The organism is Sphaerisporangium corydalis (genome assembly GCF_025506355.1).
GTDB lineage: Bacteria > Actinomycetota > Actinomycetes > Streptosporangiales > Streptosporangiaceae > Sphaerisporangium > Sphaerisporangium corydalis.
Genome location: NZ_JANZYP010000041.1, coordinates 1 through 13,255, shown reverse-complemented (window position 1 = coordinate 13,255; position 13,255 = coordinate 1). Strand labels below are relative to the sequence as shown.

General features: G+C 73.5%; 8 protein-coding genes. All 8 read left to right on the top strand.

The annotated features are described in order from the left end of the window. The first annotated feature begins 25 nt into the window (after nt 1-25). The 8 genes from NYZ98_RS25300 to NYZ98_RS25265 all read left to right on the top strand — a co-directional run bounded on the left by NYZ98_RS25300 (nt 26) and on the right by NYZ98_RS25265 (nt 13,131). The gene (locus tag NYZ98_RS25300; RefSeq protein WP_262845645.1) at nt 26-1,171 is read left to right on the top strand and encodes an FAD-dependent oxidoreductase; all 1,146 of its coding nucleotides are present in this window, start codon (nt 26-28) and stop codon (nt 1,169-1,171) included. A gap of 166 nt (nt 1,172-1,337) precedes the next feature. Then, nucleotides 1,338-1,826, top strand: a complete 489-nt coding sequence (locus NYZ98_RS25295; RefSeq protein WP_262845643.1) for an SRPBCC family protein — start codon at nt 1,338-1,340, stop codon at nt 1,824-1,826. A 175-nt stretch (nt 1,827-2,001) separates the two neighbouring features. Beyond that, nucleotides 2,002-3,876 (top strand): non-ribosomal peptide synthetase, encoded by a 1,875-nt coding sequence (locus tag NYZ98_RS25290; protein WP_262845641.1) that lies wholly within the window; start codon nt 2,002-2,004, stop codon nt 3,874-3,876. Beyond that, nucleotides 3,876-9,674 carry a non-ribosomal peptide synthetase/MFS transporter gene (locus NYZ98_RS25285; protein ID WP_262845639.1) on the top strand — a complete coding sequence of 1,933 codons (5,799 nt, stop codon included), beginning with the start codon at nt 3,876-3,878 and terminating at the stop codon, nt 9,672-9,674. Before NYZ98_RS25290 ends, NYZ98_RS25285 begins: the two co-directional genes overlap by 1 nt. 245 nt (nt 9,675-9,919) lie before the next feature. After that, nucleotides 9,920-10,864 (top strand): DNA polymerase domain-containing protein, encoded by a 945-nt coding sequence (locus tag NYZ98_RS25280; protein ID WP_262845637.1) that lies wholly within the window; start codon nt 9,920-9,922, stop codon nt 10,862-10,864. Between the two features lie 140 nt (nt 10,865-11,004). Next, nucleotides 11,005-11,850 (top strand): alpha/beta fold hydrolase, encoded by an 846-nt coding sequence (locus NYZ98_RS25275; RefSeq protein ID WP_262845635.1) that lies wholly within the window; start codon nt 11,005-11,007, stop codon nt 11,848-11,850. Between the two features lie 138 nt (nt 11,851-11,988). After that, nucleotides 11,989-12,684 (top strand): DUF998 domain-containing protein, encoded by a 696-nt coding sequence (locus tag NYZ98_RS25270; protein WP_262845633.1) that lies wholly within the window; start codon nt 11,989-11,991, stop codon nt 12,682-12,684. 87 nt (nt 12,685-12,771) lie between these two features. Further along, on the top strand, nt 12,772-13,131 hold the full coding sequence (locus tag NYZ98_RS25265) for a YciI family protein (protein WP_262845631.1): 360 nt from the start codon (nt 12,772-12,774) through the stop codon (nt 13,129-13,131). Nucleotides 13,132-13,255 lie beyond the last annotated feature (124 nt).

Sequence of the window (13,255 nt, the reverse complement as noted above, 5' to 3'; positions counted from 1 at the left end):
CAAGCGTTGACTTTCGGAGGTCACCATGCTCCCCACCACCACCGACGTCCTGGTCGTCGGCGCGGGCCCCGCCGGTCTCACCGTCGCGGTCGGCCTGGCCCGGCGGGGCCGCCGCGTCACCGTGGTCGACGGCCGGGCCGAGGGCGACACCACCACCCGCGCCGCCGTCGTGCACGCCCGCACCCTTGAGGTGCTGGAGCCGTACGGCGTGGCCGGGCCGCTCGTCGCGCGGGGCGTCCGCGTGCCCCGGTTCACGATCCGCGACCGCGACCGGGTGCTCGTGCCCGTCCCCTTCGGCGGCCTGCCGACCGCCTACCCGTACACGCTGATGGTCTCCCAGGAGGTCACCGAGCGCGTGCTGCTGGACCGGCTCACCGAGCTGGGCGGCGAGGTGCTCCGCCCGCACACCGTGACCGCGCTCAAGCAGGACGACGCGGGCGTGACCGTGACGTTCGCGAGCGGCGACACCCTGGTCGCGGGCTACGTGGTCGGCGCCGACGGCATGCACAGCACGGTGCGCGACCAGGCCGGCATCGGCTTCAGCGGCGGCGCGTACGATGAGTCGTTCAGCCTCGCCGACGTGCGGCTCTCCGGCGGCGTGCCGGAGAACGAGGTGATCCTGTACTTCTCGCCCGACGGGGTGCTCGTCGTCGCGCCGCTGCCCGGTGGCGTCCACCGGATCGTCGCGACGGTGGCGGAGGCGCCCAAGGACCCCGGCCCCGACTTCGTCCAGCGGCTGCTCGACACGCGGGGGCCGCTGGCGCGGCGGGCGGTGGTGGACGAGGTGCTGTGGGGGTCGCGGTTCCGCGTCCAGCACAGGGTGGCCGACACCTACCGGGCCGGCCGGATCCTGCTCGCCGGAGACGCCGCGCACGTGCACAGCCCGGCGGGCGGGCAGGGGATGAACGCCGGAATCGTCGACGGGGCCGCGCTGGCCGAGGTCCTGGACGCCGTGCTCGGCGGCGGCGCCCCCGCCCTGCTCGACGCCTACGAGGCGACCCGCAGGCCCGCGGCCCGGCAGGTCGTGGCCCTGGCCGACCGGCTCACCCGCCTCGCCACCACCCGCCGCGCCCTGCGCCCGATCCGCGACCTCGTCCTCCGCGCGCTCGCCGCCCTCCCGCCCTTCCGCCGCGCCCTCGCCTGGCGCCTCTCCGGCCTGGTCTACCGCTGAACCAGGCGAAGGCCGGGGGCGGCACGCCCGCCGCAGGGCCGGTCCGTCCGGCACTTGACAGCTAATATGCCTGTCTGGATATATTTCTGATGCGGCATTTACCCGGGATCAGCGGCGGCGGCTCCGGCCCGGCCGCCGGGTCCTCCCCCGACGAAAGGATCTCCACGTGCTCGCGACGATGACGGTGACCGAGGACGGCCGTTACTCCCTGAGGTTCGAGCGCCGGTTCCGGCACCCGCAGGCGAAGGTCTGGCGCGCGATCACCGAGACCGAGCGGCTACGCGAGTGGTTCGTCCAGATCCTCGACTACGACAGGCTCGAGTTCGACCTCGCGCCAGGGGCCGAGCTCACCTTCGTCCCCAAGGCGGAGCACGCGGCGATGGGCACCGGCCACGGCACCGTCACCCGGTTCGACCCGCCGGACCTCCTGGAGTACACCTGGGACTCCGAAACGCTCCGATGGGAGCTCACGCCCGAGGGCGACAGCTGCCGCATGGTGTTCACGACCATCTTCGGCGAGCGCGAGTCCGGGCCGGCGCTGGGCTCCGGCTGGCACATCGGGCTGGACCTCCTCGCGGCGTCACTGGACGGCCGCGACGCGGACCGGCACGCCTGGGAGTCGCTGCCGGCGGACTACGAGCGCGTGCTCGGCTGACCGCCGGTCCACCGTCTCATCAGCACGTCTCCGTCTCCTTCGGACCGCTCGCCGGTGGATCGATGTCACGCGGCGGAACGGGATGGCACGCCTTGGGAATGAGGTCGCCCTCGGGCGGTCGTGTCATTCGCCGGTGCCGGGGGGGTCTCGGCGCGCGTGACATCTGAGGAGAACGGTGACGGAGCACAACGTTGTCCAGAGGCGGCTTCCGGCCTCGGCCGAGAAGCGACGGATCATCGAACGGGTCCACCTGCACGCCGTGACCACGCCATCGCGGATCGCCATCGAACAGGGGACGCGGTCGATCGACTACGCGGCCCTCGGCCGGATGCTGGACGAGCGGTCGGAGGCGCTGTCCTCCTCGGTGGCGCCCGGCGCGCTCGTGCCCGTGGAGCACCGCAGGTCGGTGGAGTTCGTCGTGGACTTCCTGGCGCTGCTGGCGCTCGGCGGCACGCCCGTCCCCGTCGACCCCGGCCTGCCCGCCCGGCGCAGGGAGACCCTGCTCGGCCTGATCGGGGAGGGAGCACCGGGACGGGGACCCGGCGCGCCCGCCGCCCCGGGCGCCGAGGAGGCCGGGGCCACGGCCGGTTCCGGCGACGGGGATGACGGCGGGGACGGGGCGTATGTGTTCTTCACGTCCGGGTCCACCGGGATGCCGAAGCCGGTGCTCGGCTCCGCCGCCGCGCTGCGGTCCTTCCTCGAATGGCAGTGCGCCGAGTTCGGCGTCGACGCCGGCGACCGGGTCGCTTTCCTGACCGCGCTGAGCTTCGACGTGGTGGTCCGTGACGTGTTCCTGCCGTTGTGGGCGGGGGCCACCCTGGTGATCCCGGACGAGCACGAGGCCGACTCGCCCGAGGCCACCGTGGCCTGGCTCGACCGTGCCCGCGTCAGCGTCGTCAACGTGGTGCCGTCGGTGGCGCGGAGCTGGTCGCGGCACGGGCTGAACCGGTGCGAGTCGATGCGCAAGGTGTTCTTCGCCGGTGAGCCGCTGACCGCCGGCCTGCTGGACGAGTGGCACGCCACGTTCCCGGGGACGCGGGTGCGGGCCAACTTCTACGGGACGACCGAGACCGCGCTGCCCAAGATCTACAAGCGGCTGGAGCGCGTGGAGAGCCACGCCGGGATCCTCCCGGCGGGCCGCCCGCTGCCCGACACCCGGTACTGCCTGGTCGAGCCGGGCGAGCCGTTCGACGCCGACCTCGTCAGGGCGGCGTTGTGCCTGCCGCCGGTCGAGGGCGAGGTGGTCCTGGTGAGCCGGTACTCCGGGCACGGCTACGTGGGCATGCCCGAGGAGACGGCGGCGCGGTTCGCCGACCTCGGCGACGGCGTGACCGCCTACCGCACCGGCGACCTCGGACGGGTGGACCGGGGCGGGGAGCTCGTCGTCTCCGGCCGGGCCGACGACGAGCTGAAGGTCAACGGCGTGCGGATCCACCCGGCGGAGGTCGCCGCCGCGATCCGCGCCGTGGGCTTCGTCGCGGACGTCTTCGTGACCGCCGAGCAGGTGAACGGCCCCCGGCTGACGGCGTACGTGGTGCCGGCCGAGGGGTCCGCGCTCGATCTCGTCGACCTGCGGGGCCGGCTGACGGCGACGATGCCGCCCGCCATGATCCCCACGGCGTTCGTCGAGCTGGAGGCCCTTCCATCGCTGCCCAACGGGAAGGTCGACCGGGTCGCGCTGAGCGTCATCGGCCGGGAAAGGGTCCTCGGGAGGCCGTTCTCCGCCCCGGCCGGCGAGATCGAGTGCTGGCTGGCCGACAGGTACACCGAGCTGTTCGGGATCCGGACGGTCTCGGCGAACGACGACTTCTTCGCGCTCGGCGGCGACTCGATCTCGGCGATGCGGCTCGCCTCCCGGATCCGCCGCGACCTCGGTGTCGCGCTGTCGGTGCGTGACATCTTCGCGGGGGCGAGCGTCGCCGCCATCGCGCGGGAGATCGCCGACCAGCGGTTCCTGGCCATGGACGCCGAGGAGCTGCTGGCCATGCTGGACCGCGTGGAGGCGGGCTTCGGCGCCGCCTCTGACGGCTACGGCGAAGGGCCCGCGTGATGGACTCCATGCTGGCCGACCGGCTGTCGCGCCTGTCCCCCGAACAGCGGGCCCGGCTCACCCGGCTCACGACGCCCCGGCCGGTCGCCGCGGCGCCCATCCCGCTGCTCGACCGGTCCACCGGCCGGCTGCCGATGTCGTTCGCGCAGCGCCGGCTCTACTTCCTGCAGAACCTCGAACCGGACGGCTCCGCCTACAACGTGGTGGAGGCCCTGCGGGTGCGGGGGCCGCTGGACCTCGCGGCCATGCGCGGGGCGCTTTCGGCCGTGGTGGACCGCCACGAGGTGCTGCGCACCAAATGCGCCGCCGGCGATCCCGACCCCGAACTCGTCATCGCCACCCGATCGGAGGTCGACGCCGAGCTGACCCTCCGGTACGCGGACCTCGGCGGCGGGCCGGACGCGGCCGTGAGCGAGCTCTTCGCCCGTCTCGCGGAGACCCCGTTCCGGCTGGACGAGGAGTTCCCGCTGCGGGTGACGCTGGCCCGGCTGGGCGACGACGACCACGCGCTGCTGTTCGTCGCGCACCACATCGCGACCGACGCGTGGTCGTCACGGCGGCTCGTCCGGGAGTTCTTCCACGCGTACACCGCGCTGGCCGCCGGCGGCGCCCCGGCGTTCGAGCCGCTGCCCGTCCAGTACGGCGACTACGCCGCCTGGCAGCGGGAGCGCCTGGACGAGGACCACCTGCGCGGGCACCTCGGCTACTGGCGCGAGCAGCTCGCCGACCTGCCCCCAATCCTGGAGCTCCCGCTGGACCGGCCGCGTCCGGCGACCCGCTCCGACGCCGGGGCCGAGGTCCGCTTCACGCTGGACGGCGCCCTGGTCCGGCGGCTGCGCACCGTGGCGCGGGAGGCCTCGGTGACGCCGTTCGTACTGCTGCTCACCGCCTTCGGCCACGTGCTGCACCGGCACTGCGCCACCGAGGACGTCGTGGTGGGCACCCCGGTCGCGGGGCGGGACCGTCCCGAGGTGGAGGAGCTGCTCGGGTGCTTCGTCAACACCCTGGTGCTCCGGCTGGACCTCAGCCCGGTGCCCACCTGCCGCGACCTGGTCCAGCGCGTCCGCGAGTGCACTCTGGACGCCTACGAGCATCAGGACCTGCAGTTCGAACGGCTGGTCGCCGAGCTGGCGCCCGAGCGGGACCTCGGCGCGAACCGGCTCGTCCAGGTGATGTTCAACTACCACGCGGCGACCGAACTGGCCGAGAGCGTGCCCGGCCTGTCGGTCACCCCCGTGGAGGTGGGCGGCGCACGGGCGAGGTTCGACCTCTCCTGCGCCCTGGTGGAGACCGGGGACGAGCTGCGCGGCACGCTGACGTACGCGGCCGAGCTGCTGTCCAGGGGGATGGTGGAACGGCTCGGCGCGCATCTCACCGAGGCGCTCGAAGCCCTGCTCGCCGACCTCGACGCCCCCCTGACCTCGCTGCCCCCGGTGCCGTCGGCGGACACCGAAGCGGTGCGGCCGGGACCGGCGCACGTCCCGGAGTACGACGCCTCCGCGTCCCTGCTCGCCCGCTTCGAGACGCACGCGGCGCGGAACCCGGCGCGGCCCGCCGTGCGGTGCCGGGACGACGTGGCCGGGTACGGCGAGCTGAACGAGCGGGCGAACCGGCTGGCCGGGCACCTGGTCGCCGGCGGGACCGTGCCCGGCGACCTGGTCGCGCTGCTGTTCGAGCGCTCGGTGGACCACGTCGTCGCGATGCTGGCCGCGCAGAAGGCGGGCGCGGCCTACGTCCCGCTCGACCCGGCGGCACCTGCGGGCCACATCGCGGCGGTCCTCGCGGAGTCGGGCGCGACGGTGCTGCTGACCCACACCGAGGTCGACCGCGCCGGCCTGCCCGCGCCGGACGGGGTCGTCGTCGTGGACGTGGACGAGATCGGCGCCGAGCTCGCGGGCCGGTCCCCGGCGGACCTCGGCCGCCTGCCCGCCGGGGACGAGGCCATGTACGTGGTGTTCACGTCGGGCTCGACGGGACGCCCGAAGGGGGTGGTGGTCGAGCACGGCAACTTCACCAACTACATCACCGGGATCCTGGACCGGCTGGAGGTGCCGGACGGGCTTTCGTTCGCGCTGGTCTCCACACTCGCCGCCGACCTCGGGCTGACCAACCTCTACGGGGCGCTGGCCACCGGCGGCACCGTCCACGTGCTGCCCTACGAGTGGGCGGTCGACCCCGACCAGCTCGCCGGCTACTTCACCCGGCACCCGATCGACTTCCTGAAGCTCGTACCCAGCCACCTGCAGGCCGTCCGGGACGCGGGCCTGCTCTCCGCGGTCGTCCCCGCGCGTCACCTGATCCTCGCGGGGGAGGCCTGCCCGTGGGACCTGGTGGACGCCGTCCACCAGGTCCGCCCGGAATGTGCCGTCTGGAATAACTACGGGCCGACGGAGACGACCGTCGCGGTGCTCGCCCACCCGGTACCCGCCGAGCGCGGGCACCGCGGCGGCGCGGCCGTGCCGCTCGGCTCGGCCATCGCCAACGTCCAGGTGCGCGTGGTGGACCGGTACCTGCGGCCGGTGCCCGTGGGGGCGGCCGGGGAACTGCTGATCACCGGGGCGAGCGTGGCGCGCGGCTACCTGTCGGCCGGGGAGCCGCGCGGCACGGGGTTCGTCCGCGATCCGTTCTCCGACGACCCCGCCGCCCGCGCGTACCGTTCGGGCGACCGGGGCCGGCTGCTGCCCAGCGGGGTCTTCGAGTTCCTGGGGCGGCTGGACCGCCAGGCGAAGATCCGGGGGTACCGGGTCGAACCCGGTTACATCGAGGCGGTGCTGCGCGGCCACCCGGCCATCGCCGACGTCGCCGTCGCGGTCCGCCACGACGGCGACGGCCGGGCCCGCCTGGTGGCGTACTGCGTTCCCGGCCCGAACGCGGTCAGGCCGAACGAGGCCGGCCCGAACGAGGCTGGTTCGAATGGGACCGGGCCGGACGGGACCGGGCCGAACGAGGCCGGACTGGCTGATGTGCCGACGGACGTACCAGCGGAGGTGCGGACGCCGCATGACTACGCCCGGGAGAAGCTGCCGCCGTACATGGTGCCCGCCGCGTTCGTCGAGCTGGACCGGCTCCCGATCACCCCGAACGGCAAGCTCGACTGGCGGGCGCTGCCGGAACCCGGCCCGCGCCCCGCGGGCGACCGGCCGGTCACGCCGCCGCGCGACGCCGCTGACGAGCGCCTCGCCGCGATCTGGCGGGAGGTGCTCGGGCTGCCCGAGGTCGGCATCGACGACGACTTCTTCGCCCTCGGCGGCGACTCGTTCACCGCCATGCGGCTGGCCCGGCGGATCGGCGACGGCCTGCGGGTCGCCGCGGTGTTCCAGCACCCGACGATCCGCGAGCTCGCCGACCTGCTCGGCGCGGACGGCGCGGACGGCGCGGCGGGGGCGGGCGGGCTGCTGTGCCGGCTGCCCGGCCGGGCACCGGGCGCGACGGTCACGGCGACGGTGGTCGCGGTGCCCTTCGGCGGTGGGAGCGCCGCGGCGTACGGGACGCTCGCCAAGGCGCTGCCCGCCGACTTCCCGCTGTTCGCCGTCGAGCTGCCCGGGCACGACTTCGGCAACGCCGACGTGCCGCTGGAGCCGTCCGGCGTGCTGGCGGAGCGCTGCGTGGCCGAGATCCGCGCGTCCGTCGAGGGCCCCGTGATCGTGTACGGGCACTGCCTCGGCGCGGCGATGGCCTTCGACATCGCCCGGCGGCTCTCGGCCGAGGGCGGCGACGTCGTCGGGGTGGTGTTCGGCGGCGCGTTCCCGGCCCCCCGGCTGCCGGGACGGATCTTCGAGCTGTGGGCGCGGTTCCTGCCGAGCGACCGCTGGCGGTCCGACCGTCTCTACCGGGACACCCTCCGGGGGATCGGCGGCCTCACCGAGGAGCTGGATCCGGCGGAGCAGGCGTTCGTCCTGCGCGCGCTGCGGCACGACTCCCGGCAGGCCGAGCAGTTCTACTCCGACCACTGCCACGCGCCCGGCCGCGAGCGCACGCTGCACGCGCTGAGCGTGGTGGGCGAGCGCGACCGGCTCACCGAGTTCCACGAGGAGCGGTACCGCGAGTGGGACATGCTGTGCGCGGAGACCGAGATCGAGGTGATCCCGGACGCGGGCCACTTCTTCCTCAAGCACCAGGCCGGCGAGCTGGCGACCATCCTGACCCGCTGGTACGACCGCCGCCGACCGTCCACCGACACCGGCGACCCGCCCGCCAGGACCGGCGGCACGCTGGCCGAGACCGGCGACCCGCCCGCCGAGAGCCAAGGCACCTCCGCCGAGGCAGATGCCACCTCCGGCGAGGCGGGTGTCACGTCCACCGAGGCCGGTGGCGCGTCCACCGAGACAGGCGCGTACGGCGGTTCCGGGGGCGTGTACGGACGTCCGGCGAGGAGCCGGGTCACGCCGGCGCCGGCGCCCGCCACCGGGCTGTGGGGGTTCCTGCTCGTCACCCTGGGACAGCTGGTGTCCATGCTGGGCACCCGGGCGCTGGCGTTCGGCCTCGGCGTCTGGGTCTACCTCAAGACCGGCAGCGCCACGCAGTTCTCGGTCATCCTGGTCTGCGGCCTGCTGCCCGCCCTGCTGGTGCTCCCGTTCGCGGGGGCGGCGGCGGACCGCTGGAACCGGCGGCTGGTCATGATCGTCGGGGACCTGGTGGCCGTGCTGGGCTCGGGCCTGTGCCTGGTGCTGTACGCCGCCGGATCGCTGGAGGTATGGCACCTGTACATCGCCACGGGCCTCACCTCGATCGCCGCCGCCTTCCAGCAACCCGCCTACCTCGCCGCCACCGCGCAACTGGTGCCCAAGCGGTACCTCGGCAGGACCAACGGCATCACCCAGGCGCTGGTCGCGCTCAGCCAGGCCGGCGGCCCGCTGCTCGGCGGCGCGCTGATCCTGCTGATCGACCTCAGCGGCCTGCTGGTCGTCGACCTGGTGACGGTCGTCGTCTCGCTGCTCACCCTGCTCGCGGTGCGGTTCCCGAACACGCTGTTCCGCAGGCGCGAGGAGTCGATCTGGAAGGAGATCAGCAACGGCGTGCGGTACATCGCGCGGCGGCCAAGCTTCGTCGCGATGATCGTGTACTTCCTCGCGTTCAACCTCATCCTGGGCTTCGCCATCGCGCTCACCCCGCCGATGGTGCTGGCCTTCGCATCACCCGCCGCCCTGAGCGTGGCGTCGACCATCGGCGCCGTCGGCGGGATCATCGGCGGCGTGGCCATGGCGCTCTGGGGCGGGTTCGCGCGGCGCGCCACCGGCATGGTGGGGTTCACGCTGCTCACCGGCGCCGGGATGGTCGTGGTGGGCCTGATCCCCTCGGCGCTGTTCCTGGCCGTCGGGCTGGCCGCCATCGCGGCCTCGCTCGCGCTGCTCAACGGCCACTGGCAGACCATGATCCAGACGAAGGTCGGGATGGAGCTGCAGGGACGGATCCTCGCGAGCAACCGGATGATCGCCAATCTGACCGAACCGCTGGGCTACCTGCTCGCCGGGCAGCTCGCCGACGCGGTCTTCGAGCCGGCGATGCGGGACGGCGGGTGGCTGAGCGGGTCCGCCGGCGGCGTGCTGGGCACCGGGCCGGGGCGCGGCATGGCACTCATGATCGTGATCCTGGGCGTGGCGCAGATCCTGCTGGCCACGTACGGCCTGCGGTGGCGGACGCTGCGGTACATGGAGGACGTGCTGCCGGACGCGATCCCCGGCGCCGTCGTCACCTGGGACCGCGACGCCCTGCAACAGGAAGCCGATCGCCTGCTCGACGCCAAACCCCTCACCCCCGCCCGGCATCCTCCCGAGACCGACCGGCTGCTCGACGCCTAGGCCTCCCGCCCTGCCCGGCTCCTGAGCCCACGCCCCCAACGCGTGCCGCCCTCCCGGCACCCAGAACCCCTGCACGACGCCTGGCCCCCGCCGGACGTGCAGGAACCCTCGCCGGCCGGTCGACCGGCCGGCGAGGGCCTTTCCCCGTACCGCCGAGCACGCGGCGCATGTCCGCTCAGTATCCAGGGCCCTTCCCCGTGCCGCCGAACGCGCGCGGCGCATGCGCGCTCAGTATCGTGGGGCAGGTGACCAGCGACGAGACACGTGACGGAGTGCCGCTGACGAATCTCGGCCAGCCGCTGTTCGACGGGTCCAACGCGACCAAGCGGGACCTGGTCGACTACCTGGACGCGGTCCGCGACCGCATCATCCCCGTGCTGCGCGACCGTGCGCTGTCGGTGATCCGCGTACGACCCGGCCAGGCGCCGTTCGTGCAGAAGAACGTCCCCAAGTACACCCCTTCGTGGGTGCGGACGGTCTCGGTCTGGGCGGAGGCCTCCCACCGGCAGATCTCTTACGCGCTGTGCGACGACCGCAGGACCTTGCTGTGGTTCGCCAACCAGCGCGCGGTGGAGTACCACCCGGCGCTGGTCCAGGGCGACCGGTTCACCCATCTCGTGCTCGACCTCGACCCGCCGGAGGAGAACGCCTTCCCGCTGGCCGTCCAGGCCGCCCACCTGGTCCGCCGGGCGCTGGACGACGCCGGGCTCGCGGGGGCGGTGAAGACCAGCGGGGCCAAGGGCCTGCACGTCTTCGTGCCCGTGGAGGCGGGGAGCACGCCGGAGGACCTGGCCGCGGCGACCCGCGCGCTGGCCGCACGCGCCGAGCGCGTCGACCCGGCGCTCGCCACGACGGCGTTCATCCGCGACGACCGCGAGGGCAAGGTGTTCCTCGACTCCACCCGGGCCGGCGGGGCGACGGTGGTGGCCGCCTACAGCCCGCGCATCCGGGAAGACGCGCCTGTCTCCTTCCCGGTGACCTGGGAGGAGCTCGACCGGGTCACACCGGGCGACTTCACCATCCATACGGCGGCGGCCCTTCTCGGCGACCGCGACCCCTGGGCGGAGCTGATGCCCGAGCCGCAGCGGCTGCCCGCCGACCTCGTGGAGGAGGGGCACACGATCCCGATCGCCCGGGTCCAGGCCATGCACGAGGGCAAACGCCGCGCCCGCGCCCGCCGCGCCGAATGACCCACCCGGCCGCCGCCCCGAATGACGCACTCAGGGGCCGTCGCGACCCCGCAGAGTGGCGCCGGCCCGTCCGAGTGGACGAATCCGACTAGATCCCCTTCAATTGGCCGCTCATTCCGCTATCCCCGGGAAGGCCAATCATGGAGATCGGCACGCTGACCGTGCCCGGCGCCCGCATCCACTACGAGGTGCGTGGTGCGGGACCCGTCCTGCTGCTCGTCAACGGCGGCGAAGGCGACGCCGCGATGTACGGACAGCTGGCCGCGCTGCTGGCCGACCGCTACACGGTCGTCACCTACGACCTTCGCGGCAACTCCCGCAGCCGCCTCACCGTCCCACCGTACGAACAGCACATCGCCGAGCACGCCGACGACGCCCACCGGCTGCTCGGCTCGATCGGCGACGAGCCCGCGTACGTCTTCGGCAGCAGTTACGGCGGCATGATCGGAATGGACCTCCTCGCCCGCCACCCGGAGCGGGTGCGCGCCCTGGTGGCGCACGAGCCGTTCGTCATCGAGATGCTGCCCGACGCCGCCCGGTGGCACGCCGTGTTCCAGGAGGTGTACGAGATCCACCGGCGCGACGGGGCGGGCGCGGCCACGCGCAGATTCGTCACGGAGATCGGCGTGGCCGCGCCACCGGAGCCGTCCCCCGGGTTGCCCGCGCCGGTGCTGGAGTTGCTGGCCCGCGTCGCCGCCAATCTGGAAACGTGTTACGAGTACGAGCTGCGGTCCTTCACCCGTTTCGTCCCGGACCTGCCCGCCCTGCGCGGCGGCCGGGTCGTCGTGGCGGGCGGTGCCGACTCCCGCGAGGCGCTCCCCCACCGCGCCGCCACCGCGCTGGCCGAGCGTCTCGGCACCCCGGTCGTGGAGTTCCCCGGCGACCACGCCGGCTTCGTGATGCGTCCGGCGGAGTTCGCCGAGGCGCTTCACGGAGTACTCGACGACGGATCCCGACCGCTGGACGGCCCTACTTCACGGCACTGAGCTGCGACAACGCAAGGTCCACAAGAAATCAGAAAAAGATGGGGGCCTTGTGTCGAATCGGGGTGGTCCCGTTCGAAGCGTAGTCAGAGGGCCGGGAAGCACCCGAGAGCCGGCCCGGGACTCGTGAGGAGAAGGGCCATGACCCAGCAGACGACGAGGAACACCACCCCGGCGGTGTGCGACAGGCAGGCGAACGTCACCAGGTCGCTGCTGGGCTACGGCGTCATCGCCGGGCCGGTGTACGTGACGGTGGCGCTCAACCAGGCGCTGACCCGGGAGGGGTTCGACCTCGCACGGCACCCGTGGAGCATGCTCGCCAACGGTGACCTCGGCTGGATCCAGATCACCAACTTCGTGGTCACGGCGCTGATGACCCTGGCGTGCGCCGTCGGCCTGCGCCGGGCGCTCCGCCCGGGGATCGGGGCGGTCTGGGCCCCCCGGCTCGTAGCGGCGTTCGGCGTGAGCATGATCGGCGCGGGGATCTTCCGAGCGGACCCGGCGATGGGCTTCCCCGCCGGGACCCCAGAAGGGCCTGGAGTAGTGAGCTGGCACGGGACACTGCACTTCGTCAGCGGCGCGATCGGCTTCCTCTGTGTCATCGTGGCCTGCTTCGTCGTCGGCCGCCGGCTCGCCGCCGAAGGCCGTCGCGGGTGGGCCGTCTACTCCCGGATCACCGGCGCGCTGTTCCTCGTCTCGTTCGCCGCCGTCGCGTCCGGCGGGGGCGCCGCGTGGGCCAACCTGGCCTTCGTCGCGGGGATCGTGATCATCTGGGCCTGGCTCTCGGCCCTGTCCGTCCACCTCTACCGGCGCGTAACGTCCCGTCCGACCACCTGACCGACCATCTGAGCGTCCCTCCGGCCGACCATCCGGCCGACCATCCGACCGACCACCTGAGCGAACACGGAGACGACCATGCGATACATGATCACACTGACGGTGAACCGGCAGCCGGCCACCCCGCCGACCGCCGAGCTGATGGAGGCCATCACCAAGCTCGGCGAGGAGGCCACCAAGGCCGGTGTGCTGCTCGACAACGCCGGGCTGGCGCCGAGCGCGCAGGGCTCGCGGATCGAGCTCACCGGCGGCCGGCTGAGCGTCACCGACGGCCCGTTCGCCGAGGCGAAGGAGCTGATCAGTTACGCGCTGTACGACGTGCGGTCCAAGGAGGAGGCCATCGAGTGGGCCTCCCGCTTCCTGAAGGTCCACCGCGACCACTGGGAGGGCTGGGAGGGCCAGGCCGACATCCTCCGCCTCTACGGCCCCGAGGACTTCGCCGCCTGACCCGCCCCGAACCACGAGCCACCGCCCCCGGCCAAGGTCCCACCACGGACCCCGGCCGGGGGCGCACGCGTTCCCGGGGCCGCGGTGCGCGGGTGCGGTACGTGGGCGCGGGGTGCCGGAGGCG

What these genes read in the sequence shown, in the direction of transcription:
- NYZ98_RS25300 (WP_262845645.1), top strand. Translation starts at nt 26, where the DNA reads ATGCTCCCCACCACCACCGACGTCCTGGTCGTCGGCGCGGGCCCCGCC.
- NYZ98_RS25285 (WP_262845639.1), top strand. Translation starts at nt 3,876, where the DNA reads ATGGACTCCATGCTGGCCGACCGGCTGTCGCGCCTGTCCCCCGAACAG.
- NYZ98_RS25275 (WP_262845635.1), top strand. Translation starts at nt 11,005, where the DNA reads ATGGAGATCGGCACGCTGACCGTGCCCGGCGCCCGCATCCACTACGAG.
- NYZ98_RS25270 (WP_262845633.1), top strand. Translation starts at nt 11,989, where the DNA reads ATGACCCAGCAGACGACGAGGAACACCACCCCGGCGGTGTGCGACAGG.
- NYZ98_RS25265 (WP_262845631.1), top strand. Translation starts at nt 12,772, where the DNA reads ATGATCACACTGACGGTGAACCGGCAGCCGGCCACCCCGCCGACCGCC.